Genomic DNA, 25,079 nt, shown 5'->3' on the forward strand with positions numbered 1-25,079 from the left:
TATAAGTATTATAACTATATACTTAAATACTAAGTGAGGAAATGAGGACGGTTTTTGCATTACTACCATTATTAAGCTTTTAAAATGTGTCTTGTAGTTTAAATAAAGCGTTCAAGCTCGATGCCCTGATCCTTTAGGGTATCGTAGTTCATGATGTAAGCACTTGTTCTATTGCTGCCGAACTTTACGTTTTTTCTACGGTAGTCAATGAATGAGCGATGTTTCTTTAGGTACTCACCAATTACAGCTTGGTCTAATACGGTTATTCCTTCCTTACGTGCTTGCTCCCGGTATAAACCATGAATTGCACCAACTCTTAGATATAAATGCTTTTCGTTATTTTCAGCAGCTTCCATTTTGTAATGTGTATGCTCTGTAATTTTATAAAGATTAAGTAGCGATTGCAATACATGAAAATACTGTTCCACTTCATCGCTTTGGTTTTGTACCGATATGGTCAATTTTGCAGAGCGAGTTAAGGCATTCTTTGCTGATAGAAAATCAAACGGAAAACCTAAATCGGATTGCTCCATGAGTATTTTCATTGGCGTAAGTACCGATGAAATATTAAGAACAGTTCTTCGGTCTACGTTACCGTATTCCCTTACTAACTCATCCATGACCTCAGAACTAATCTCAGGTTCAATCTTTGAATAATGTTCTTCAATTAAATATCGGTAATCGAAAACTGAGCATGTAATGTTTGTAAACTGTAGGCTTTCTTCGGCTGCTTTAAATAGTTTCAGGTCGGAGTAGTTACCACGGTTGGTATCATCAAACTCTCCCAATAAACTACGGCTACTCAAAGCAGGGTCTTGTGTAGGTAAATCCTGACCGCTAATAATTCCTGAACCCCTGGGCTTAGCAATCTTTGTCTCATTACCACCTGATTTTACACCTGTGAGCTTTCCATTTCTATCTGCAATACCTTTTAATGCTTCAATAGTGTTTTTGTGTATGCTATTCTTGTACTCATTGCCCCAAAACGGATGGTTGGTAGTTGAATCCATACTACGCTGCATACCCGTACTTGTACTACCTGATGCAAGGTTAATTCCATCTTCCATTGGTGGCTTGCCAAACATATACATGATGCTCCGAGCTGCGGTACTTTTACCTGACTGTCGTTTTCCGAAAAGGAACAACAAAGGGAAGTACCCAAAATTAGCTTTGTAGATTAAGTCACTGAAAATAGTTGAGATGTAATATGCTATAAGCAATTCAGCATTGCCGGGATAAATCTTTATCATAGATGCAGCCCATTTAGAAAAGCTCCAACTACTGCCTTTCTTTGGTTTCACATACTTTGAGTTTTCCTTAAATGGATTACCACCATCGGAACTGCCAATTTTCAATGCTTTGCCATAGGCAGATAGAAGAAATGAAGTAAATGCACCTGGCCCTGTCTTATACTGCTTTCCAATTTTTCTTTACCATATCTACCAATAAACTCAGCGGTGGTATTGAGTACATGAAAGGTATCGTTAATTCGTATTTGGCTTTCGGGTGGTACATTATCAAATTCATCCATGTTATTTATAAGCGTTGCATGTGTAGTAATACCATACTCATCAATGGGATGAAAAGCTTTTTTGTAATACAGTCCATTGGCAAACACCCAGAAGCTGTTTTTTTCATTGAAGCCAACACGTTCAAGCTCTTTGGCTTCGGGAATACCTAATAGTTTTACATTCTTAATATTGTCTAGCTGACTGTCGTTACCATACCAAAAGAAACCATGCCTACGGTGTACTTGCTTCTTAAACGATGCGGGAGTACAGAAGTCATCCGATGAAATAATAGCCAGGCGTTTTCTTCCGTATTGGCTCATCAAGCGCAACACATATTTCAGGTCAATTCCACCTTGTGGGTCTTTGTGGAACACACAAAACAGAGCTTCAAAAGTAAAGTTGGAGATTTGCTTTGGGTTCTTGCCCTCCATAGTATAATAAGCTCCATTCTCTTCATAATACTGATTTTCTAATAGGTTCTCCTGCTGTTCCTTTTTCAGCTTAATAATTTCGCTGATGTTTTCCTTTTTCTTTGGCTTTTTCTCAATTGGTTGAGCGTATTCCTTTAGTGCATCTTGCCAAGCTTTCTTAGGCTTGATTAATTCAGAAACAAAATCGAGGTACACTTCTTGATTGGTTCTATCATAACAGGATATAAGCGAAGCCATCCGCTTAATGGCTTCGGATTTCTTAACAGGGTCATTGGCAAATTTCTCGCTATACGATTCGGTTTTGAATACCACATAATCCGATTGTGTTTCATCGTACTGAAGAAATATATCATGGTCTACAAAAGTGGAATCGGGGTCTTGCTTTTCAGGAAGCAACACTACAGATACATGAAACTTATTCTTGATGAGTATTTCGGCGTTCCTATCGGTGGCTCTTAACCCTGCTGCATCACCATCAAAGATTAAAGTTGCCTTATTGGTGTATCGTTTTAGGAGCTTTGCCTGTGCTTGGGTTAGTGCAGTTCCGCATGTGGCAACCGTATTTTCAATACCTATATCGTGCATACGCAGCACATCGGAATAACCCTCGACTATATATGCTCTGTCTTCTTTCTGAATAGCAAACCGTGCCACATTTAAGGCATACAGTTCATCTCCTTTGGTGTAGATACAACTCTCAGGAGTATTCATGTATTTTACCTTTGGATTCTCATTCAGGTCACGCCCGGCAAAAGCAATAGTCTGGCCTTTTGAATTGGAAACAGGGAATATCAAGCGGTTGCGGAAGAAGTCATATAAGCCATTGTCTGCACTTTTTAAAACACCAACTTCTTCCAGTATCTCCGTTTTTAAGCCACTATTGCGAGCATGGACCAGGAGAGCATTTCCACTTGGAGCATAACCAATATTAAAACTACCGTTTTCAGGTATGGCTAGTTTACGCTCTTGAATATATGCTTGGGCTTCCTTGTGATTAACTTGCTCCAAATAGAACTTCTCAATGATGCTACAGGCTATTCTCAGGCTTTCTTCGTGTTTGAACTTGGCTTCATCAAAGTTGGTACTCTTTTTCCATTCAAAACTAATGTTAAGAATCTTTGCGCCAATTTCAACTGCTTCTTTAAATTCTACCCCTTCATGTTCCTTTATGAACTCGATGGCATTGCCTCCTTTATCACAACCAAAACATTTGAAAATACCCTTTGCCGGATTTACGCTAAATGATGCCGTTTTCTCATTGTGAAAAGGACAGCAAGCTTTGTAATTGCTTCCTGCCTTTTTTAGCTTGATGAAGTTTTCGACAACACTTAACGTATGCTCGTTAATTTGTTCTATAACCCTGTTTGCATCCATGTGTGCTACCAATTTATTGTTGTGAATCTTTCTCGATTATCAGCATCGAGGCTCATAAAGAATTCAAGTATGTTTCCTCTAAAATCGTAGAACTTATCTAATAGGTGGAAGCCCATCGTTGAACCCCATATTTTATAAAAGAGTGCATTCAATTCTAATTGCGAACTCTCAATCATTTTTTGTACTTCCTTGCCATCAAACGGTATATTAGAGTAACCATTCTTTTCGTAGAAGCTTTTGATACGGTTATCAAAGTAAAAGAGCTTTGAAACCGTGTTGGGTGATAAACTTGCCATAAGGGTTAGTTTTGAAAATCAATAGTTAGTTGTCGTTTATTCAGAAGCCATTCATCAAAGGTCATTTCTTTAACCTTATTGAGTGTTTTTCTTGCATCATTAAGCTCTTGCTTTGTTTTGCTGAAATCGATATTGACGCGCTCAACTGCTTCTAATTGATTTTCAAGAGCAACTTGTTTCTGTTCTAAAAACTGTGAATGGTCGGAGAAATGATTGAATAAAGCAGTGTAGCATTCCATCTTGTACTTTAAGATAGTTTCTCTGGCCTCTGGCTTAACGTTTTTTGGATTGACGGTAAAGAGCCATCCTAAAGCATACATGTATGGGAGGCAGAACATCTCATATTGTTTTCCATCGTTTCCAGTTGATGTGCTGAGCACTCCAACTGAACCTAAAATTTCATCCTTCTGCACTTTGACAATCTGATTGCTATGATTAATGTCTAATGCTTCACAAATTGGTTTTATGGGAACCAGTTTTTCAGCTCCATCAATAAGCATGATGCTTACGTCATTAATCTGTGCTACCGCTTTTACTTTCTCTTTCATAATCGTTCTTTTTAATATCATTAAAATGGCAGAGCAGCCCTTGAACAACCCTGCCGAAACCCTGCTAATTACCAAGGGAGGTTATTATTTGCTTAATTTCTTTATTGCTCGTTGGGTGAAACAAGGTGTGCAGCTTTAAGTCCATTGCTACAGTCAGTTCTATACGTGCCATGATGCTATCTTTCCAATTGGGTAGAACATACACTGCCTGGCTGTTCTTTAGCAACTCGATACGGTTTTGTAGTGTATCAGACCAGCTCATCTTTGCAAATGCCATTTCAGTTGGATTCACAACGGAACACCGCATGGATTTTAATTTGGCTTTTATTTTATCGGTATCAACTAAGCCTTTCGATTCGCTTTGTGGAATATCATCCCCACATATATAAATAGTCGTCATCTTCTACTTTTTTACAATGTTCAAATCCTTACATATTTGGCTCTCAGGAAGAACTTGATTATTACACTTCTTCTTTAGCAAGAGCTTTAAGAATGAGAGCCGTATTTCTTGTTTATTGCTTTCAGTTTTTATTTCCTTCTTTTCCTTCATTGAGATTACAGGTTTTAAGAATTGCTAATAACCAATTACAAATTGCTCTTTATTTCATCCAAGGAAGAATGACGACCTGCTTTAATCCATTTCTCAATTTCATCCAATTTGAATAGTAGAATCTTACCACCCGGTTTATAGAAAGGAATCTGTTTATTATATACCCTGCCATAAATGGTTTTAACACTTTCTCCCAGTAACTGGCTAATTCGGAAGCACTAACATAATTGAAGCCCATTCCGACTTTGTGCTGTAACTTAACTAACTCTGAAACCTTTTTATTTAGCCGTTCAAAATTCTTTAAAGTTTCCGTCTTGAAACACTTTTGTTCATCCATATCGTTGCTGTTTTTTTTATTCAAAAATTCAATGGCAAGTATAGGATATGGACATAGCTATTTCCAACGTCGGACTATCCGATATTTTCAAACTATTTTCTTACAACCTGTATGTGTGTAAATTACAAAGGCAGAACTTTATGCAAATACGATATTTTGGCAAAAACGTCGGATACTTTTTTCACTCAAATAGCAATAAAAAGCAATAAATAGTAATCGGCATTTTCACGAATTATCGGGTTACTATTTCAATTATCACTTTTTCGATGTCACCTATGGGTAAATTTCGTTCTTGGAAATGCAGACGAATTACTTCCAAATCAACCAAAAGATTTTTGTCTTTCTTGATATAAGGTGCTTTTTCTATGAGCGTGTAGAAGTATGAATTTTTATAAGTATTCATATCAATTCCATTTACCACACATAAAAAACGGGCAAGTGTTGAATTACCAACATCGACCCGTAATTTTAAACCTAAAAGGCGAAAAAGAAAGTAAACCCAAAGAACCTGTTGCGCTCTTGATAATTTTAGTATTGCTTCATGTGTTCTTGGTTTACCTTGTTGAAGATTTGGAAAAGCATCAACTTTTCCACTTGATTTGAAATATTTGAGAAACTGAATTTTTCCATAATAGTCACAGAAAAAATTATAATAATCTTGGGGGATTGTTGACGAGAGGTCAACGAAAGGTGAGTAGTAATATATCTCCAAACTTTTGAGATAAGTGGTTTTCTGTCGAAAACTTATTACATCTTGAAGTTTAACTTGTGCGGCATCAGGAATAATCCACTGAAATAATGCTTTTAGCTTTATTCGGATTTTTCCTACCTGCAAATAACAAAGTTCTCCTTCGTTGTTATATACTTCAAGCCTTTTAAGGTGGGTATTGGGTGGTACGAAAAAAAATGAGAAGTATCTCTCTTTGATGGTAACATGCCGTTTAGTATGTTCCATTCGCTCTCTTAAAATTAGAGCTTTCTCAATTATAGCATTTATATCCTCTGATTCAACGAGATAGTGATAATCAAAAATCTTCATTAGTTCAGTTGGGAATGGGTCTGTTGGCAATTGCGTCAACTTCTCAACAAGGCTATCCATATTGGATTCCCATACTGTTGATTCTTTAGCCTTTCTATATCCCTGCAATAAATTTTCAAATACTGCAAGGCAATCCTTTTCAAAATTCTCTCCAACAATTATTTGTTGTGTCATCATAAGCTTCTTTAAAATGTTAAAAAATAATTGCTTATGATTATTCCCATGCTCAACTGAAAGCTATAGTAACTTTATAATCTCATAATTTGTATTTAATTAATGATGTTTTCTCTGTCATTTTCGTTGTCATCAATGAGTTTAACCATAAGCAAAAGTTTTGTGTTAAAATAAATTTCGCACAAAACTAATGTATTGGCTAAAAAGACCTGATTGAAGCCTATTGAAAAAAATTGGTAAGCAATATCTGATGAATTTGAAGAAATTTTGAAAAAAAACATTTTCTTTTTCCTTCTTAATATTACAATAGAAAGTATGGTAGTTTGTATGTTAGGCAGTTTTTAAGAGAAGCTTTAAAAACTATTTATAACTCACTATATCAAGTTATTATGAGTTATTTATTTTTTGCTCGGATATACTGTATATACATTGTAAAGGGTGTTTTCATTTTTTTTATAGGCTGACATTAATCCCAAATATCCACTGTTTGATTGCTGCGTTATAATTATCATCATAACCATAAGTATCCCAAGTGGTATTAAGAGATATATCGGGATCTGCTCCTTGATAATCGGTCTTGGTGAATAAGTTTTTACCGGTAAGGTATAACGAAAGATGGCCCAAATGTAGTTTTGAAATAATTTTTTCAGGTATCTGGTATTTAAGTGTTATGGTTTTCAAACGAAAGAATGAACCATCTTCGACAAAACGAGTGGAGCCAAGCCAGTTGTAGCCATAGTTATATAATGCCCTTGGAATATCGGTTTGGTCGCCATCTTTTCGCCACCTGTAATCAACCGCTGTTGTTTGATTATTAAATGTGTACATATTTTCTAAATCCATGCGAGCTCTATTAACGATGTCGTTACCGTATCGAAAGTTGAAAAAGACACCCAACCACCAGCCTTTATATTGAAGTGATGTGCCTCCTGTTCCGGTTATTTTGGGTCGCGCATTTCCAATCTGTTGGATGTCATTTTCATCGATATTACCATCATGGTTTATATCTTCGTAAATGGCATCCCCACCCAAAAATTGATATTGTATGACGCCCTTAGCAAAGATCATTGGTGAAGGGGTACCATTGGAATCGAGTATTATATTTCCCTCAGAATCTCTTGCAACCGGGGCATTTTCCTGAGTTCCTTCTATATAATCGTTGTATTGGTAAACACCATTGTAATTAAATCCATATATTTTGTCGTATTCACCGCGTTTTAAATAGCTTCCATTGGTGTGATAAAAACCATCATTTAAATCGTAATTGGCTTCAGTTATTTGAAAGGTGTTTTTGTGCAGGTTGCCAAAAACAACAATCTTAAAATCTTCCTGGTCAATTAATGCAATCTTGGTATTAAGTTCCCATCCTTTGTTTAAGATGTTATGTTTAAAAAAATAGTGCGAATCTATGACCTGGTTTTTTAATTGTCGTTCGAAGTAATTTACATTAAAGGAGAACTTGTTTAATAGCTGCAGATGGGTCTTAAAACAGACATCCTGTTGTTTCTCATCATATGCATCTGATATTGGAATGTTATGTTTGTTGATTGATGTAGCTATTGAAAGATGATCAATAAAGACCAGTGGTTTAAAAAAAGTTTCGTTCGAGATAGCCCATTTAGCATTTAGTGCGTAACCATTTCCGGAATAAGTTGATTCATATTTGCTAATATCCTTTATTGATTTATAGTTTTCTGTATAAACCCCAATGTTAACAAAATACCTGCTTAATGCAGTGTATTTGACACTTCCGGTTATATTTTGATTTTTTAATTCGGTATGATTGTTGGAGCCTTTTATATAATTGCCTTCATAATCAACGGCTTCAAAGTCCGTTTCAGATTCCCGATTATTTATTGAGTAGGTAGCTGAAAGCTTTAATTGGTTTGAGTTGTTTTGTATTAAATAATAATTTATTGCATTTGTAAGGTAAAGGGTATTGGTTTTGTATAAATAGTTTGCATACGCCCCGATCTCATTATAACTTGAACGGTATGCATAATTCATAGGAAGATCATGTAATCCTAAATCAGATTGTTTTTTTATGATAGAAGATGCTAGCTTGTATTTGAGCCTTTTATCGGGGTTAATTCTAAGTTGAATGTTGGATTGAGTATTTTGTTTTTATCATTTTGAGATGAAATATTAGCATAATGTACGGGATTGGTATAGTTACCATCGTAAACTAAAGCATCTATTGTTGGAACAAAATATTCAGAAGTGAATGTCCCGTCTGCTTCAGATTCGTAAATCGACATATTGGGCATCTTTTTCAATGCACCTTCATATAAATCTAAATTACTATATGTATTATAACTATTTGCTTGAATATTGCTATAATTGATGTTAAATTTTGCTGTAAGTATTTTTATTGGTTGATAGCTCAAATTCCAGTGAATAGAGTAATCTTCATTTGAAGTCCACATCATTGTTCCTTTTCCTTTGCTATATCCGGCAGCTAATTGGTAGCCCAGTTTATTGGTTTGACCGGAAAGGGAAAGATAGTGTTCCTGTTTGAAACCAGATTGAGTAATGGCATTCTGCCAATTGGTATTGTTGTTGAAATTTTCATATTCTGACCAGGTACGATCATAAAGAAATGCCCGAATATATGGTGCGTGTTCATTTTGTAAGGGATTAAATAATGCGTCCTTCATAAGCACTGCATAATAATCACCACTCAGCATTTCGTAACCTTTAGGTTGTTTGCTAAAAGTATTTCGATAGCTGTAATTAACATGAAATTTATTTGAAGAATGATTTTTAGTTATAATAGATAAAACTCCATTCCGGGCATCGGAACCATAAAGCAGGGTACTTGCGTTGTCATCCAATAATTCAACAATTTCAATACTTTCTAAAGGAATGTGGGCCAGTTGTGCAATGTCGTTTAAATCGGCAGTGGTGTAATCGAGTTCATCTGTTGTCCGATCGGGATAGGGGATGCCGTCGATAACGATTAATATTCTAGATACAGTATTGAGTTTGGAAGTACCGGTAAGTTGGGAGGATAGTCCAAAATTGTAATTTTCAGAACTGCTTACGTACTTATTTATAAAGGGTATAGTGTCGTTTTTACTAATAATAATGGTATCCTGTGCATTTACTTTAAAAAGGCATAACACTGAAGTTAATAGAATTAGGGTAGTTAGGTTTAAACCTTTCATTTTATCTGTCAATATTAAATCATGTTTTTCTTATGATGTAAAATCGGTTAAGCTTCCTATCTTACTTTCCAGGCTACTTTAATAGCTTGAAATGTTGATTATTTTCCGTGATCAAATACCCTATAACGTTCCGGCTATATGCGCCTGGGCGTGGTTTTATACCACACTTTTGAGCCAATTTTGAGCCAATTGAGCCAATTAATCTATAGAGTGTCCCAGCGCCAACATCCCCAACCCTTTTAACAATATTGAATTTGTCAACTAATTCAGTTAAGTCTCTTGTTGCCGTTGCTTTAGAGACTTTACACAGTTCCTGATATGTTTTATTTGTTATAGTATTATTCTCTTTTAGAAATTCAAGAGCCGTTATTTGTCGCTTATTTAGGTCTTTTTAAGGTGTTTAATGACTGGTTCTGGTTATTTAGTACTATTTAAAATTAGCATTTTTTTTGGCTCAAGTACAATTATTTGAATTTTTAGTTGACCAGGAAACCGGATAAACCGGTTTGAAGAACAAACTCCCCAAACATGGATTGGTCCGCTGTGCGGTAACCCACACGGGCGCCAACACTAAAGGGGATCACAAATCTTAAAAAGTGCGTATCGGCATGCAGCTCTGCGCCATAACTGGCGGGGGATGAGCTGAAGGTTTGTTTAATGTCGGCGTCCATTCTAAGCCGACTGTATTGGGCATAAGCCTGGTCGTAAAACAGATTCATACGCAGGCGTTTGACATACATGATTTTGCCCAGAGAAAAATCCGGGTTCCATAAGGGCATTCTGTAGGTGGCTCTGAAAAGGTACAACTGATCATTTTCGAGGGAGGAATAGCCCCGGGGGTAGCCAACCAGGTTGCTAAAGCGGTAATGGCGGTAATAGTCCCCATCGGTTTCTAAGGCTTGCCCCCATTGCTTGCTCTGAAAATCATTGCTGAGTGAAATGGAATGGTAGCGGCCTGCTCCCGGTACATAGAGTCGACTCTGAAGGCCTATGATGCTGCCATTATCGTAGTTGCCCCACGGTGAATGGCGGTAGGAAAGGCTGAGGGCCTGACCAAAACGTGTCCCCACATCCCGCGAAGTGCCCCGCCTGATATTTTGAAAGCTGAAGCTATACTCCATGCCGTAAAAATCCATCCTGGGGATGATGCGCTGGGTGATTGAGCCTGTGGCGACAAGGCTTTCCCCCACGGCACGGTATTGCGTAAGGGGATAGGCAAGCGCCGATCTCTGCTGCTAGGTGAGTCGGGCCCCGGCCTCAAAATGGCGGGAATAATGGCCGCGACTGATATTGAAGGGAAGGCTGGCACCAGCTCTTAAGTAATGGTGGTAAATGGTTTGTTGGGTATTGACGCCATAAATGAAATCGTCCTCCTCATTGGTATAGAAGCCCTCCATTTCAAAGGAGGTATCCCCAAAACGGTAATCCAGATCGAAAATAGGGTAGAGGCCGCGGTAGGTGAGGTTGATGTTGTATTTCTCACTTTCATAAGCCGGGTTGCCATTATAACCGGCGGTTATAATGGTGGTGCCCAATAGGTTTTGAGACATGACAGACAGCCCGGTATAAATGTTTTCGCCGCTAAAATTCACAAATGTTGGTGCCCAGCTGTGCACATTCAGCAGGTTCCATTTGCTGTATTTTTTCACGGGGTATGGATGGGATGTAGCTTCCGTTTTTTCCACGACAGGCTCCTGATGGGTGAGGTCTTCCACCAATTGATGGATCATGGACGTGGGTTGGTCCTTCGTTTCTGGCAGACTGGTATCGGCATGCACAACGTGTCGATGTCCCTTCTCACTGTAGGCGGTATAAATGTTGAAAAACCCGCCGGGTGGTTTAAGCGTTTTTCAGGCACGTTAAAAGTATTTTTTATCACGTGGTTACTATTGATTTTAATCGGTGTTCTTAAGTTGGTCATCGAACATGCAACTGGCTATACAGCTCCTCAAAGAACAGATATTGGATTCATGATAAGGCGAGGCTTTGCCAGTTATGCTGTGCTTTATTGCATTGTTTTGTTGGGGCCGATGTATCGGCCTCTTAAAATAACGGACCTGCACCGGGGGATTTGAAACACTCACTTATCAAGTTTGTACTGAGCCAAATTTGCGATTAGACACATATTTAATCGCAGAAACATTTCGTATAATGCTGTTGATCTTAAGTTTTATAATGCATTGTTGTACGCTAGTAAGAGGCATATGGTTATTTAAACTATTCTAGCCCAAAGGCAATTCAAAACTGAGAGCAAAAATTAACTTGAATTTCTAAAAACTATTGTTTTACAAAACGCTGTAGCACAATCCCTTTTGAACTTTTCAGTTTTAGTATATAAACCCCTTTTTTTAAATCATTTACATTAATCAAATTTTGTTCCTGTATTTTATGCTTTCGCAGTATTCTGCCTTGCAAGTCGAAAATACTCGCAGTAATATAGTTTTCATTTTCTGATTCTATGTTTAACACATCCCTCACTGGATTTGGGTGTAATATCATATTACTATTGGTGGACAAATTAGTATTAATAAACACAGGCTGAGATGTAATGCTAATATTATCAATTTCCCATGTAGCTGCAGAACTGGCTGTTGATATGTATTTGAATGCAATATGCACTGAATCTTCACCTACGTAATCGCTTAAATCAATTGTTGAAACGGTCACAAATGCCCAGTCACTGCCACTTGCACGGTTGGTAACATTTAGCTTTGTCCATGTGGAACTATTAGGATCATCACCTCCAAAATAATTAGTAGAAATCAATATGGATTGCTCTGCCTCAATTGAACTAGCATAATTAATAGCTTCGTCAAATTGCAATACCGGATTTATTACGTTTGTAAAATCAAATGCAGGCGTAATCAGCCAATCTTCGTTTGCGACATTAATTGAACCATCATAGCCACTAATTAAGGCACATGGTTGAGGATTACCGTAATTTGCTAATTTCCAAACTTGGTCTCCTTCAATGCTTCTTGTGTAAACAGGTTGATTGGCCATATCATTAAATCCATTAGTGTATGGAGGCACAAGAGAATTGGGTGAGGGATTAATTTCTACGGCATAATCGGAAAATAGCCACAAGTAAGCGTTTTTAAAATCTGCTGCCCAATCACTTGACCAGTGGTTACCATTTGGAACTACCTTTGAATATACATTATTGAAACCATAGTGTATCAAAGAGTCTTCCATATGCCGCAGGGGTAAAATGTATTGATCACCTTCATTTTCTCCAGCAGTTTGGTAAAAACGAATGTCATGTTGAAATCCTTGTTCTGACATATAATCCCAAATATTGCCCATAAACGCCCAATAGGCGGGAGAAAATCCTCCACATTTGCTAAAAATATTCTGGTACTTTATTGCCCCGTACCACGAAATTAGTCCGCCAAATGAACTACCCATGATTGCTGTATTCTCCCGATCAGATAGTGTTCTGTAATTTATATCGATATAAGGCTTTAAGGTTTCCACAATGAATTGCATATACGCATCGCGTTCACCACGAACATATTCATTGGTTCTTTGATCTTCCCCATTATCAATCCCAACTACAATTGGCACTTTATAACCTTGGCTTGCAAGATTATTAAGAGTTTCATCAATTTCCATGTCGCCATAATTCAGAACTTCTTCGAACAAATTTTGCCCGTCATGCATATATATTACCGGGTAGTTTAATCCGCTATTTTCATAATTGGGCGGAAGATATATACAGATACGTCGGGATCGGTCGAGTTGTGGCATATAAAATGCTTGGTCGACAATATGTACATTTGCGACCTGTGCCTGTGATGAGACGAGGACCCCAAGAAAAATAAATAAAACAAAAAACCTCATAATTTTAAGCTATTATAAAATACTGCAGAGATATAAAATTCATCCTTTACCTTTTCGAGACCTCAATTCGAAATCATTTGGATATCCTTGTAAAAAAGAATTTTGAAGATACAAAATCTTAAGAATAATAACAAAATCAGTGGGGAGGAGGATACATCCGAAAGTTTTCATGCCATTCCTTCAAAAAAGCTGGCGCGTTGTGATTTCTGATCCCATATCACCAACTATCGGGAATTTTAAAAATCGGCCTTGCATAGAGGCTTCAAAAATACATAGTTCTATCGAAATTTTACCCCGTTAGCTTAAGTAGTCAATGTCTTTGGAATAGGGGGAATTGTATATAACGGAGAAGTTCCGTTCTGGGTAATAGATGGTCAGCTTTTAGAAGCGGTAGTTCCAGCCAAAGCCCAAATAGCTATCCCCCATTGACAAAGAAATTCCTTCTACAAAATTCATGTGCTGCGCATGTAAAACACCATAAAGAATCAAGTCGAACACCAATAAAAAGCTCCCTTGCAGAATAAGAGAATTGCCATAACCGGTCATCAAATTCATGCGTTTATCTGAGCCAGAAGCCAGATGTTTTAATAGAAAGCCCACACCAATGTAGCCCACATCCAGACCACTGTTGATAAGCAGTATTTTTTCAATATTCCGTGCCTCTGCCAAAGCTTCTTCAAAAGCCAATGTGAGCGGATCTATTTGCATATTATTGTGAATGGCCAATCCGGCAATTCCAAGATTCACCGCGTTCCAAAATACATTCATTTGGTGAAAATATTTTGTGTCGCCACTGTATTGATTCCACCCGTAGACGCCTGTTGCGATATTCGCAACAGCCCACGATCCCAAAATATACATGCCAGTATTCTGGGTCTTAAGATGCCTGGTGTAAAACTCACCGGGAGCACCCTGAGCCATTAATTCAGTGGAAATAAATAGCGCAAATGCTATGAAAATAAAACGCCGCCCCCAATACATATGCCTAATTATTGGTATAATAATAATGGATTAGTTTTCCTCCTTTGCTTCCTCATACGGCACCACTTCACACTCAAACTCGGTTTTCTCAACTTCATCTTTGGTCAGCCATTTTTCAGAGGTAACCATTTCGTAGCGATCAGCTTCTTTACCTTTTAACTCCCAGATGATACCCTCTGCTTCAGGGAAAGGGACTTTCCCCTCCAGTTGGTCTCCAAACAAGCGAAGAAGTAGATTGTTGTCCGAGAGACCATGCACCAAAGCTTTTAACACCAGCTCTTTGTCGATTTCAAAATCTTCACCGTTCTTGCTTTTTATCTCCAAATCAATCACATTGACCTGAATATGCGGAAATTTACCATTGTAGGCCTTGTAGAGCAATTGATTGACTTCAAACAAGGGCTTGTGAAGGTCAATTTCGGTATATTTTTCAGCCATTTTTTCTTCTAACATCTCCAGGGAGATGTTGTCTATTTGTCCCTCGTTTAGATGGTCCGATAGTTTATAATCAAGTACAATACTAGCTGCTTCCCTGGGTTCAAACTCATTGATGGCCATGAAAAGGAAATCCTTAACCTCATTTTCTTTAAGCGTGTCGGCATCGGGAACCTCAAAACGATTTAATAGTTCTTTAAAATCAGAAAGACTCCAGGAGCCTTCCAGCTCATCGGTGTTTTTTACATTGTTTATCTTTACAAGAAATTGCATAAAAAAGTATTTGTTATTCAAAAGAATAACCAATAAAGCGGTAAATGGTTGTAAAAAATGTGGTCCCTATTCATCTCCAGCTAATGGCTATACCTAACCGGCACATTTCATGGATGTAAGTTCCCTCAAACTCTTTGAGTACGCGTGCAACTTGCTCGGGTGAAAATATTTTATTTCAAAAGTGCAGTTCAATCTTAGTGATTTTATTCTATTTTTAAACAGTCCGTTTTACAAGGGAGATTAAACCTCACAATGCTATTTTAATTTGAGCATTAAATTTGATTACAACAATGAATAAACAGCAAATCAAGGTAACTGCTTACCAATACTTTTTAGTAGTAATTCTACTGGCAGCCCTGGCTTATAGAGGGGGAAGGGATTTTTTATTCCACAAAAATGAGATGGAAGTTACGGTATCTTTAGAAGATATACAGGGAGTTTTCCCTGCGGCTGCGTCTTATGATCAAAATAGACATGGCGTATATGATGTTTATGGTAATGATGGTAATAAATTAGGCTCAGTACTTCTCTCATCTGATTACTCCCAACAATTTGGTTATGGCGGTAAAGTGCCTTTATTGATAGGTGTTGATGATAATTTAACCATTACCAAAATAACTTTATTGCCGAATAATGAGACCGAATATTACATGGAAGCCATAAATGGTAATCAATTTATTGGCAAGTGGCAAGGAGTTAACTTAGAGGATGCTATGGAGCTTCAGGTTGATGTTATCTCCGGAGCTACCCATACGAGTAATGCTGTGATATCAGGTGTAAGGCAGACAGCATCTTCGGTTATGGGATCCGGTGCATCTGTTGTTACTGAAACAAGGCTTTGGACAAGGATTAAGGATGTTTTGTTTTTGAGTTTGATGTTGCTTTCGCTAGTGATGGCTTACAGAAAAGGAATGGCGAAATACCGCATTATTTATATGTTTTTGGTATTGGTAATAATGGGTTTAATCCTTAATAATGCTCTCTCGGTTCAATTACTAAACGGATGGCTGCTGGATGGCTTTTCATGGCGGGTCAATTGGCAAAGTAGTGTGATATTTGTTTTAGCCTTAAGCATCTCTTTTGTTGGCAAGCGTAAATTTTACTGTAACTATCTCTGTCCTATGGGAGCATTACAAGAGCTTACAAACCGTTATACACCATTCAAAAAAAGAAACTTACCCACACGATTTATGGGTATAACTGCCAGAGAAATATATCTCACACTTATCGCAGGCACATTGTTAATAGGCTTTACTCCCGAGTTATCCTACCTGGAACCATTTATGTTCTTCTCCTTTCGCATCATAGGCACAGGACTAATTATTTTCGGTTTAATGGTGGTACTTTTATCTTTGTTTTTTAATAAACCTTGGTGTTCTGTCTGTCCCACGGGATGCTTAATAGACACTATATCATATAAAAAAGCAAAAAACGTCGATTTTTAAAAATATAAAATAATGCAAAAAAGCAGATTCTTAAACATTGTTTTGGCCATAGCGTCTTGGTGCTGGCCATTCTTCTGACCACCAAAGAAAACAGTTCAGAAAAGTCCACAAAAACATTAGCAGTTATACCAGAGGATTTCGCGTTTGCCGCATCAGATTCTTCAGCAATTCCATTTCAAAAGAGGTCGGTGGGTATTAAAAGTTATTTATACCCCCAACCTGCTATGGTGATAGGCTCCTATGATAAAGAGGGTAAGCCTAATATGATGACTGCTGCTTGGATAGGCATATGCAACTCTGATCCCTTAAGTATTGCGTTTTCTCTGCGGCCTGCGACCTATTCATATGGTAATGTAACGGAAACAAAAGCTTTTACAGTCAACGTTCCCTCTGCCCAATTGGCTAAGTATGTAACTTATGCAGGCCAATTTTCGGGCAGAGATGTAGATAAGTTTAAAGAGACTGGACTTACGCCTGTTAAGGGTGAGTTTGTAAATGCGCCTTACATAAAAGAATTTCCTATCGTAATAGAGTGCGAAGTTACAGCTATCCACGAACTTGGTTCGCACAGGCAGTTTATCGGAAAAGTTATAGATGTAAAAGCGGATGAGGCCATCTTGGATGCTAAGGGTAATGTTGATGTGAATTTGTTGAATCCCATTATATACGCTGGAGGAAGTTTTTACGAAACAGGAAGTTTGATACCCAAGGCCAACAGGTCTGTGGAAAATATTGATGGTAAGCCATTTGCATCTAATTATAATCAAAGGTATATGAATAAAACATTAGAGGTGATACATAACCGAAAGAGTGTGCGGCATTTTACCGGCCAGCCTGTTTCAAAGGAACAGTTAAAAACCTTGCTAAGTGCTGGTATGGCAGCCCCGACGGCCGCCAATAGGCAACCTTGGGTGTTCTATGTTGTTACTCAACGTGAGTCTTTGGATGTATTAAGCGAGAAGTTGCCTTATGCTAAGATGTTGTCGCAGGTACAAGCCGCGATAGTGGTGTGCGGTGATATGGAGAAGGCGGGCAATTTAAAAGATGAAGGTTATTGGGTGCAGGACTGTGCAGCGGCCACACAGAATATGCTTCTTGCCGCAGAGAGTATGGGCTTAGGAGCTGTATGGACTGCAGCATATCCATATGATGACAGGACTGCAGTTGTTATAAAAGAGCTTAATCTGCCTGAAACGCATATCCCGCTAAATGTTATTCCCGTAGGTTATCCAACAGGTGAAGACCTGCCAAAAAACAAATGGGACGCGGATAATATTATTTGGAAATGATGCTAACCTGCTATATTCGAGTGCATGTGGGTTTGGCTTAGCTGAGCATCACTAAATATAATTGGCACTTGTTTTGGCAGTATTTATAACTAATGCGAATTAAGGTTTAAAGTATAAATCCGATAAAAGCGGCAGCAAGTTTTCCAAACACATGGACTAGCAGCCCATTAGTGGATCTTATGTTTGACGCTCTTTGAATATTTGTTTTTTCATTAAACCGCCGTATACGAGACCCGAACGTACGGTGGTGTTAGAGGCCCTCCCCGTCAGTGATTACTGGCGGGGCGGTCTACTCGATTGTACACTGTCTAACTATTTTCAATTTTCACAAAATCTCTGAAATTACTTCTGTCAATCGAATGTGCTTTAGCATTATAAGTCGTAATGAATTTTTCCGGAAACTTTACTTTTTTCTTATTCCATTTGAACTCATAGGCAATCACTTCTCCTGCTCTTTCTTCTACAAAATCAATTTCTTGTTGTTGTCGGTTTCTCCAAAAAAACATTTTGGAATAACTATCCTTGTAATTATTTTGTTTTAGTCTTTCAGAAACTAGGAAGTTCTCCCAAAGTGCACCTTTATCAACTCGTAATTCTAATGGATTAAAATTTCCGATAATCATGTTTCGTATTCCATTGTCTAGGAAATAAATCTTTCGAGTCTGCTTGATTTCATTTCTAAGATTTCTGCTAAAACTATTTAATCTGAATACAATGTATCCTTTTTCCAGGATGTCAATGTAATTTTGTACAGTCGTTTTATTCACTCCTACCGTTTGGGCCAGTTCATTGTAATTTACTTCACTACCCATTTGAAGGCTAATGCCTGTAGTAGTTTCTCTAATACTTCGGGCTTTCTAATGTCAGCAAATGCCAAAATGTCTCTGTACAAGTAACTGTTTACAAGATTTTTAAGCGTTTCTTTCTCGTTTCCCTGATTGTTAATCACTTCTGGGTAAAAACCATATAGCAATCTATTTTCAAGCTGTTGTTCTGATTTTAAAAATCCAATATTATTCTCATATTCTTCCCATGATATAGGAAAGAGCTCATATTCCCATTTCCTTCCAGTCAATGGCTCATTCAGTTCATTTCCTAAGTCAAATGAAGAGGAACCGCTTACAAGAAGTTGAACATGTTTAAACTGGTCTGTAATAATTTTCAGAGTTAATCCAATCCCTTGTATTCTTTGCGCTTCGTCAAGAAAAACAAGTTTATTTTCGCCGATTATAGTTCTTATCTGTTCAGTATTCGGGTTGGATAGCAAGCTTCTTACGGTTGGGTCGTCTCCGTCTAAGAATAAATATTCTAAATCATTAAGAATGCTTTTAAGCAAAGTGGTTTTACCAACTTGTCTCGCACCAACTAATACAATAGCTTTTCCTGTATTAATCTTATTTCTGATTGTTGCTTCTAAATGTCTTTTAAGCATTTTTTATTTCAAATATACGACATTTAAATAATATAATGACTCGAAACACTAACAATTGGTCATTATGATATCCGATTTTTGATATTTTTAGCTTGTGTACAACATCTCCATAACGCAATTGTGTTTAGTGCTATTGTATGCGGTGGGTTGAGGGGTTGGTTGAATTTTAGTTGGTATGGATGTTTAGTTGACAAGAAAACCGGATAATACAAGGAATTAATATTTGTCACACCATTTTTAAACAAAAGTCTTTAACATGCATTCGATTGATTCCCTTGTATGTTGATATTTCAGTCAGTTCATCCATAGTCACAACATATTTTGGAAAGTTATCCGATATTTCCAGTAAATTTCCGTATTCTCGATTAATAGTTCCCTCATTTGCTAACATGTAAGCAACTTGAACATAAATTTTTTCTCCGGCCTTTTGTGCGATAAAATCAATTTCTTTATTTCCCTCTTGCCCAACAGTTACCGAATATCCTGCCATTCGTAAGTGTAGATAAACAACGTTTTCCAATATTTTATGAATATCACTTGTCTTATATCCAACAATTGCATTACGAATACCAATATCCTCAAAGAAATACTTTTCACCTATTTCGAATATTTTTTTACCCTCTATTCCTGTTCGTTTTACTTTGAAAATCAAAAACGATGATTCAAGATATCCAAGATAGTCTATAACAACTTGTGGTGATATGTTTATTTTTTGAGACTTTAGATAGTCACTGATTTTCTTAGAGGATACTATACTACCTATATTGTCTGCTAAAAATGCAATCAAATCTTCTAAGAACTTTACATTTCTAATTTTAAATCGTGTAACAACATCTTTGAGCAATATGGTATTATAAATGCTTGTTAAATACTCATATGCAACTTGTATTTCAGTATTTAAATTTATTAGGTATGGTAATCCTCCGAATTTTAGATAGTTCTGAAATGTAGCAACTGAATCCTGAAAATTATAAAACACCAGAAACTCAGTATAGCTTAAACCAAATACTTTAATTTCAATATATCTACCACTTAAAAATGTAGCGAGTTCGCTTGAAAGTAAATTAGCATTACTTCCCGTGCAGTAGATATCGTAATTACCTCTCGTGGCAAGGTCTCTTAATGTTATCTCAAATGATTCAATATCTTGAATTTCATCAATAAAGAGTGCAACATTGCCGTTCCCCTTCACATTTTCTTTCAAATAGAGAAAGAGGTCCTCTGAATTTGTTATTTTTGAGAATTCATGTTGCTCTTTATTGATATAAATTATTTGAGTATCAGGACTCTGCTTTTTAATGAGGTCTCTCAATTGCATTAACAGATAGCTTTTCCCAACCCTCCGCTGTCCTATTAATACCTTTATCAATGACTTACCAATAAATGGTTTTAGTCTATCAATGTAAAGTGGTCTTTCGATGTATTCAATCATTTCATCTATGTTTTAAACTTCATACAAACATAGTAAAACACTCAATCATAATTGAATGTTTTTATAATAATTGCAATTTCTTAAATCATAATTGAAACTTTAGCCAAAAAGCTAGTATTCTTCATTCATAGATGTAATGAGTTTTAAGCTTGTTCTAACATCTCCATAACGCAATTGCGTTTAGGACTATTCAATAAATTGCATGTTTGTGGCTGTAAGTGGTTGGATTTTAGTTGGTCTGGATTTTTATTTGACCAGAAAACCGGAAAGACCGGTTTGAAGAACAAACTCCCCAAACATGGATTGGTCTGCTGTGCGGTAACCCACACGGGCGCCAACACTAAAGGGGATCACAAATCTGAAAAAGTGCGTATCGGCATGCAGCTCTGCGCCATAACTGGCGGGGGATGAGCTGAAGGATTGTTTGATGTTGGTGTCCATTCTAAGCCGACTGTATTGGGCATAAGCCTGGTCGTAAAACAGATTCATACGCAGGCGCTTGACATACATGATTTTGCCCAGAGAAAAATCCGGGTTCCATAAGGGCATTCTGTAGGTGGCTCTGAAAAGGTACAATTGATCATTTTCGAGGAAGGAATAGCCCCGGGGGTAGCCAACAATGTTGCTGAAGGTGTAATGGCGGTAATAGTCCCCATCGGTTGCCACGGCCTGTCCCCATTGCTTGCTCTGAAAATCGTTGCTGAGTGAAATGGAATGGTAGCGACCTGCTCCCGGCAAATAGAGTCGACTTTGAAGGCCTATAATGCTGCCATTATCGTAGTTGCCCCATGGTGAATGGCGGTAGGAAAGGCTGATGGCCTGACCAAAACGGGTGCCCACATCCCGTGAAGTGCCCCGCCTGATGTTTTGAAAGCTGAAGCTATACTCCATGCCGTAAAAATCCATTCTGGGGATGATGCGCTCGATGCTTAAGCCTGTGGCGACAAGGCTTTCGCCCACGGCACGGTATTGCGTAAGGGGATAGGCAAGCGCCGATCGCTGCTGCCAGGTGAGTCGGGCCCCGGCCTCAAAATGGCGGGAATAATGGCCGCGACTGATATTGAAGGGAAGGTTGGCACCGGCTCTCAAGTAATGGTGGTAAATGGTTTGTTGGGTATTGACGCCATAAATAAAATCGTCCTCCTCATTGGTATAAAAGCCCTCCATTTCAAAGGAGGTATCCCCAAAACGGTAATCCAGATCGAAAACAGGGTAGAGGCCGCGGTAGGTGAGGTTGATGTTGTATTTCTCACTTTCATAAGCCGGGTTGCCATTATAACCGGCGGTTATAATGGTAGTGCCCAACAGGTTTTGAGACATGACAGACAGTCCGGTGTAAATGTTTTCCCCGCTAAAATTCACAAATGTTGGTGCCCAGCTGTGCACATTCAGAAGGTTCCATTTGCTGTATTTTTTCACGGGGTAAGGATCGGATGTAGCTTTCGATTTTTCCACGACAGGCTCCTGATGGGTGAGGTCTTCCACCAATTGATGGATCATGGAGGTGGGTTGGTCCTTCGTTTCTGGCAGACTGGAATCGGCATGCACAACGGGTCGATGTCCCTTCTCACTGTAGGCGGTATAAATGAGTTGCTGACTGTAGGGTGTGATGGTTGGATAGGCCGCCCCATAGGGCGTGCCCGTTATCTGTCGGGACGCCCCGGAAAGCGTATCTAAACGAAAAATCTCGTCGCCATAGTTTCCTTGAGCCGTGTACCAGACCTGCTCTCCGCTTTGTTTCGGATGGCGGTACTCATCGAAACCCCACGGTGTCAATCTGGTCCATTTAACGCCCTTGGGCGTTAAAGTATAGAGGGCTTTTCCCTTCTTCGAAAGTAAAACCAACACCAGATTTTCGCCCTTGTGGTTCCAGGATGGGGTCAAAGCAAAATGATTTTCGGGGGTCGCCATTCGCTGAAGGAGCTCGCCACTTTCTGCATCTAACAACACAATAAAGAATTGATAATCGGGCGTTACCTCCACCGCTGCAATCAGATTCTTTTGCGGATGCAAGGCCGGAGCAAAATAGTAAGATTGTCGCGTAATGGTTCGGTCTTTTCCGGTCTTTAAATCGTGGGTGCGAAGGACCGACCACGACGCGTGCTCCCAGCGCGGATGGTATTGCAGCTCACTCCAGACAACCAGGTCATGGTTGGCCGATATCGGCTCGTTTTCACGCAGCCCCGTATAGGTCAGGGTGGTGGCCTGGCCGCTGGGATATGGATGGATACAATTCGCGAGCGTATGCCCGGGCCGCGCAGTTCCGCCATCAGGGTGCTGTCGTTAATGGCCACAGGCGAAAGATAGCGCAGGTAGTCGTCCTCCGGCACCTCAATCGCTTTGACTTCAGTGGTGCTTTGTTGGTGTTTTTCAGTCTCCCATTCCTCCCTGATTTGCTTAAACATTTGTTGGTACAAATGTTTTTGGTTCCTGCCCGTGGTGCGTTTTATGCCTCTTTTAAAGGCACTCAGGTTCCAACTGTTTCGGCCCACATATTGAATGGTGTTTTCCCATAGCTCAGGACCATACTGCTGGCGGGCTTGGCAGTCAGCAGGTAGCCCATTTTGTAATAATCGGGCACAAAGTCTCTGTAAGAACCCAGATAGGCCTTGTCATACGAGAAAGCGCCCCGTGATAGAAGCTGGGCTTTCAACTCATTGTTGAAAGCATAAGAGCGTCCACGACCGCTTTGCGTCAGTGTGGTTTCAGCAATGACCGCATCCCCTTCGAGGAACCACATCGGCAGGTAAAGTCCCAGCACACCGCCGGTGGCTTGCTGACCAATGAGATAAGACAGCCATTTGGTAAATCCCTGGTTCAGCTTGTCGATCTGCACCACATGTCGGTATTCATGAATGGCCAGATGTTCCAGCCAGTCCGTCGATTGAAGATCCTGAGATGGCATGGTGAAAAACTCCGAACGCTTCGGCGCCCAGCTAACAAAGCCGTTGGAGTAGGCCGAGTGGTTGTGCAATAGAAGCGAAATCCTTTTGGGGCGATGATTGAGCGTGCCAGCGATATGGGGTGCCACGCTGTCCATAAAGGCCGCCAGACGAAGCGCTTCCTTTTGCATGCTCTCCTCGAATACCAGCTGCACGACCGGCGTCTTTACCTGCTGCCAGCTAAGCCGCGCCGGATCACTGCCCGAGCTGTAGTATTGCGCCGAAGTGCAGATGGATAAGAACAGAAGCCAGACAACAAGAATTTCCCTCATATCAAAATAGGTAACGCATCATTTTTGCACAGGTGATAATTGTCCGAAATATAACCATTCAGATTCTTTTTTGGTTAAAATGGGGCAGGTTTTGTTTTATGCCTGAATGTCTGCGAAGACAAATCGTGGAACCACTCGCTTGACTACAGAGCTGTAGTTTGCTGTGTGATAGATAAAATTCGATAGTCTTTTGGTTGTTTTTGAATGGCTACAGGTATCCTAAATCGAAAAAATGACAGTTTCCTACAAAAAAATGATAATGGAGCAGGTCTATTTTTATGAAATTTACGGTAGTGTTTTTTCTGTTCCTTAATTATTAACCTTAATCCCAAAAAGAATGCCTGATTATTTTCTTCTTAAGATCACTCGTTTCTACCAAAGAATTAAACTTGGTGTCATTTCTCACATTACTGCCTCGCTGAAACACTTGCACGATGAGGTGGCTTTCTACTTCAATCGGGTCAAGCGCTCAATCGTTATGATAACCTTAATTAAAGCAATGTTTGTTGCTACTCTTTTAGTAGTGACATCATGTACACAAGCCAGAAATCCGTTAATGGGGACCTGGAGAATGATTGAAACCAGAAATGGTTTTGAAGCAGCCATGACTGACAGTGTCTTCCGCACCTGGGAATTTAAAGTGGATGGTACATTTTCGGGTTTATTACACACGCCCAATGGTACTAGATTGTATAATGCCGGGGACTTCATGCTGGTGGATGATACAACCATGGTCACTATTCACCATGATAGGGATAATCGTCGAATCCCCGTTGCTCATTACTTTAATTTTAATATCCAACGCGACACCATGCATTTTTATGGTCATGTGATACAAAGGCATCCCGAAACCAAAAGCCTGCAATGGTTTCAAATTGATGAAAAGTGGGTTAAAGGTACAGTGATGCCTGAATTGAACGAATAGTTGGTAGTAAAATTAGTTTCCAATGGGTATAATGATTGAATCCTTTTCTTTTTTAACCAATCCTAATATAAATGTTGAAAAACCCGCCGGGTGGTTTAAGCGTTTCTCGGGGATAGTAAAGGTTTTTTATTACGTGGTTATTTTTGATTTTAATAGGCGTTCTTCAGTTGGTTCTTGAACATGCAATTGATTATACAGCTCCTGAGCGAGGAGATATTGAACGTATGATAAAATGTGGCTTTGGCAGCTATGCTGTGCTCTATTGGATTGTTTTATTGGGGCCGATAACAGAAGAACTCATATTCAGACTTAGTCTCACAGGATATAAAGAAAAGTATTTGAGGTTTTCTTTTGCCCTGGCTTTGTCATATTTTCTTGTGGTT

At 38.8% G+C, this 25,079-nt stretch carries 23 protein-coding genes and 1 pseudogene; 3 read left to right on the top strand and 21 right to left on the bottom strand.

Annotated elements, in window-relative coordinates; genetic code table 11:
* Nucleotides 1–98 precede the first annotated feature (98 nt).
* From JCM15548_RS15665 to JCM15548_RS15740, 15 genes are all read right to left on the bottom strand, one after another.
* Nucleotides 99–1,301 (bottom strand): hypothetical protein, encoded by a 1,203-nt coding sequence (locus JCM15548_RS15665; protein ID WP_157482824.1) that lies wholly within the window; start codon nt 1,299–1,301, stop codon nt 99–101.
* Between the two features lie 50 nt (nt 1,302–1,351).
* On the bottom strand, nt 1,352–3,316 hold the full coding sequence (gene dnaG, locus JCM15548_RS15670; protein ID WP_062127442.1) for a DNA primase: 1,965 nt from the start codon (nt 3,314–3,316) through the stop codon (nt 1,352–1,354).
* Between the two features lie 5 nt (nt 3,317–3,321).
* Nucleotides 3,322–3,612 (bottom strand): hypothetical protein, encoded by a 291-nt coding sequence (locus tag JCM15548_RS15675; protein WP_062127445.1) that lies wholly within the window; start codon nt 3,610–3,612, stop codon nt 3,322–3,324.
* 5 nt (nt 3,613–3,617) lie between these two features.
* Nucleotides 3,618–4,160 carry a phage antirepressor N-terminal domain-containing protein gene (locus JCM15548_RS15680; protein WP_062127447.1) on the bottom strand — a complete coding sequence of 181 codons (543 nt, stop codon included), beginning with the start codon at nt 4,158–4,160 and terminating at the stop codon, nt 3,618–3,620.
* A gap of 64 nt (nt 4,161–4,224) precedes the next feature.
* Complete coding sequence (locus tag JCM15548_RS15685; RefSeq protein WP_062127449.1) at nt 4,225–4,560, bottom strand: DUF4406 domain-containing protein; 336 nt, start codon at nt 4,558–4,560, stop codon at nt 4,225–4,227.
* A gap of 185 nt (nt 4,561–4,745) precedes the next feature.
* A complete protein-coding gene (locus JCM15548_RS26425) occupies nt 4,746–4,919 on the bottom strand; it encodes a helix-turn-helix domain-containing protein (RefSeq protein WP_083985195.1) in 174 nt (57 codons plus the stop codon).
* 360 nt (nt 4,920–5,279) lie between these two features.
* Nucleotides 5,280–6,263 (bottom strand): hypothetical protein, encoded by a 984-nt coding sequence (locus JCM15548_RS15695; RefSeq protein ID WP_162198264.1) that lies wholly within the window; start codon nt 6,261–6,263, stop codon nt 5,280–5,282.
* Between the two features lie 450 nt (nt 6,264–6,713).
* Nucleotides 6,714–8,267 carry a SusC/RagA family TonB-linked outer membrane protein gene (locus tag JCM15548_RS15705; RefSeq protein WP_062127457.1) on the bottom strand — a complete coding sequence of 518 codons (1,554 nt, stop codon included), beginning with the start codon at nt 8,265–8,267 and terminating at the stop codon, nt 6,714–6,716.
* Between the two features lie 50 nt (nt 8,268–8,317).
* Nucleotides 8,318–9,439, bottom strand: a complete 1,122-nt coding sequence (locus tag JCM15548_RS15710; protein WP_157482826.1) for a TonB-dependent receptor plug domain-containing protein — start codon at nt 9,437–9,439, stop codon at nt 8,318–8,320.
* 61 nt (nt 9,440–9,500) lie between these two features.
* Complete coding sequence (locus JCM15548_RS24420) at nt 9,501–9,797, bottom strand: DeoR family transcriptional regulator (RefSeq protein ID WP_227625925.1); 297 nt, start codon at nt 9,795–9,797, stop codon at nt 9,501–9,503.
* A 106-nt stretch (nt 9,798–9,903) separates the two neighbouring features.
* Nucleotides 9,904–10,617, bottom strand: a complete 714-nt coding sequence (locus JCM15548_RS15715) for a hypothetical protein (RefSeq protein WP_062127462.1) — start codon at nt 10,615–10,617, stop codon at nt 9,904–9,906.
* Nucleotides 10,618–10,662: 45 nt separating this feature from the next.
* A complete protein-coding gene (locus JCM15548_RS15720; RefSeq protein WP_157482828.1) occupies nt 10,663–11,205 on the bottom strand; it encodes a hypothetical protein in 543 nt (180 codons plus the stop codon).
* Nucleotides 11,206–11,704: 499 nt separating this feature from the next.
* Nucleotides 11,705–13,270, bottom strand: a complete 1,566-nt coding sequence (locus JCM15548_RS15730; RefSeq protein ID WP_062127467.1) for an alpha/beta hydrolase-fold protein — start codon at nt 13,268–13,270, stop codon at nt 11,705–11,707.
* A gap of 381 nt (nt 13,271–13,651) precedes the next feature.
* A complete protein-coding gene (locus JCM15548_RS15735; RefSeq protein ID WP_062127470.1) occupies nt 13,652–14,251 on the bottom strand; it encodes a DUF6992 family protein in 600 nt (199 codons plus the stop codon).
* Nucleotides 14,252–14,281: 30 nt separating this feature from the next.
* Entirely contained in the window at nt 14,282–14,959 is a 678-nt protein-coding gene (locus JCM15548_RS15740) for a hypothetical protein (protein ID WP_062127472.1), read from the bottom strand.
* Between the two features lie 290 nt (nt 14,960–15,249).
* On the opposite strand from JCM15548_RS15740, the gene JCM15548_RS15745 reads away from it, so the two are divergent.
* On the top strand, nt 15,250–16,404 hold the full coding sequence (locus tag JCM15548_RS15745) for an FMN-binding protein (protein WP_062127474.1): 1,155 nt from the start codon (nt 15,250–15,252) through the stop codon (nt 16,402–16,404).
* Between the two features lie 59 nt (nt 16,405–16,463).
* The gene (locus JCM15548_RS24425; RefSeq protein ID WP_227625927.1) at nt 16,464–17,693 is read left to right on the top strand and encodes a flavin reductase; all 1,230 of its coding nucleotides are present in this window, start codon (nt 16,464–16,466) and stop codon (nt 17,691–17,693) included.
* A 308-nt stretch (nt 17,694–18,001) separates the two neighbouring features.
* Here the strand turns inward: JCM15548_RS24425 and JCM15548_RS26750 are convergent, their stop codons facing one another.
* The 6 genes and pseudogenes from JCM15548_RS26750 to JCM15548_RS15780 form a co-directional block, all read right to left on the bottom strand.
* Complete coding sequence (locus tag JCM15548_RS26750) at nt 18,002–18,316, bottom strand: DUF4143 domain-containing protein (protein WP_500778320.1); 315 nt, start codon at nt 18,314–18,316, stop codon at nt 18,002–18,004.
* A gap of 42 nt (nt 18,317–18,358) precedes the next feature.
* Nucleotides 18,359–19,125 (bottom strand): annotated as a pseudogene (locus JCM15548_RS24435) (ATP-binding protein); the annotation flags it as partial.
* Nucleotides 19,126–19,351: 226 nt separating this feature from the next.
* Nucleotides 19,352–20,557, bottom strand: coding sequence for an ATP-binding protein (locus JCM15548_RS15765; RefSeq protein WP_062127476.1), 1,206 nt, complete (start codon nt 20,555–20,557; stop codon nt 19,352–19,354).
* Between the two features lie 246 nt (nt 20,558–20,803).
* A complete protein-coding gene (locus JCM15548_RS15770; RefSeq protein WP_062127479.1) occupies nt 20,804–22,570 on the bottom strand; it encodes a hypothetical protein in 1,767 nt (588 codons plus the stop codon).
* A 179-nt stretch (nt 22,571–22,749) separates the two neighbouring features.
* The gene (locus tag JCM15548_RS15775; protein ID WP_062127481.1) at nt 22,750–23,049 is read right to left on the bottom strand and encodes a hypothetical protein; all 300 of its coding nucleotides are present in this window, start codon (nt 23,047–23,049) and stop codon (nt 22,750–22,752) included.
* Nucleotides 23,025–23,771: a hypothetical protein gene (locus JCM15548_RS15780; protein ID WP_062127484.1), complete on the bottom strand. Its 747-nt coding sequence runs from the start codon at nt 23,769–23,771 to the stop codon at nt 23,025–23,027. Before JCM15548_RS15780 ends, JCM15548_RS15775 begins: the two co-directional genes overlap by 25 nt.
* A 337-nt stretch (nt 23,772–24,108) precedes the next feature.
* Here JCM15548_RS15780 and JCM15548_RS15785 point away from each other — a divergent pair, with 337 nt between their 5' ends.
* On the top strand, nt 24,109–24,696 hold the full coding sequence (locus tag JCM15548_RS15785) for a hypothetical protein (RefSeq protein ID WP_062127487.1): 588 nt from the start codon (nt 24,109–24,111) through the stop codon (nt 24,694–24,696).
* Nucleotides 24,697–25,079: the final 383 nt, after the last annotated feature.

The organism is Geofilum rubicundum JCM 15548, assembly GCF_000974365.1.
Taxonomy (GTDB): domain Bacteria; phylum Bacteroidota; class Bacteroidia; order Bacteroidales; family Marinilabiliaceae; genus Geofilum; species Geofilum rubicundum.

Excerpts from the sequence above, each read along its gene's own strand:
- JCM15548_RS15765 (WP_062127476.1), bottom strand. The coding sequence starts at position 20,557 with ATGATTGAATACATCGAAAGACCACTTTACATTGATAGACTAAAACCA.
- JCM15548_RS15680 (WP_062127447.1), bottom strand. The coding sequence starts at position 4,160 with ATGAAAGAGAAAGTAAAAGCGGTAGCACAGATTAATGACGTAAGCATC.
- JCM15548_RS26750 (WP_500778320.1), bottom strand. The coding sequence starts at position 18,316 with ATGATTATCGGAAATTTTAATCCATTAGAATTACGAGTTGATAAAGGT.
- JCM15548_RS15745 (WP_062127474.1), top strand. The coding sequence starts at position 15,250 with ATGAATAAACAGCAAATCAAGGTAACTGCTTACCAATACTTTTTAGTA.
- dnaG (WP_062127442.1), bottom strand. The coding sequence starts at position 3,316 with ATGGATGCAAACAGGGTTATAGAACAAATTAACGAGCATACGTTAAGT.
- JCM15548_RS15740 (WP_062127472.1), bottom strand. The coding sequence starts at position 14,959 with ATGCAATTTCTTGTAAAGATAAACAATGTAAAAAACACCGATGAGCTG.
- JCM15548_RS15675 (WP_062127445.1), bottom strand. The coding sequence starts at position 3,612 with ATGGCAAGTTTATCACCCAACACGGTTTCAAAGCTCTTTTACTTTGAT.
- JCM15548_RS15685 (WP_062127449.1), bottom strand. The coding sequence starts at position 4,560 with ATGACGACTATTTATATATGTGGGGATGATATTCCACAAAGCGAATCG.
- JCM15548_RS15695 (WP_162198264.1), bottom strand. The coding sequence starts at position 6,263 with ATGATGACACAACAAATAATTGTTGGAGAGAATTTTGAAAAGGATTGC.
- JCM15548_RS15785 (WP_062127487.1), top strand. The coding sequence starts at position 24,109 with ATGCCTGATTATTTTCTTCTTAAGATCACTCGTTTCTACCAAAGAATT.
- JCM15548_RS15730 (WP_062127467.1), bottom strand. The coding sequence starts at position 13,270 with ATGAGGTTTTTTGTTTTATTTATTTTTCTTGGGGTCCTCGTCTCATCA.
- JCM15548_RS15735 (WP_062127470.1), bottom strand. The coding sequence starts at position 14,251 with ATGTATTGGGGGCGGCGTTTTATTTTCATAGCATTTGCGCTATTTATT.
- JCM15548_RS15780 (WP_062127484.1), bottom strand. The coding sequence starts at position 23,771 with ATGAGGGAAATTCTTGTTGTCTGGCTTCTGTTCTTATCCATCTGCACT.
- JCM15548_RS15705 (WP_062127457.1), bottom strand. The coding sequence starts at position 8,267 with ATGAATTATGCATACCGTTCAAGTTATAATGAGATCGGGGCGTATGCA.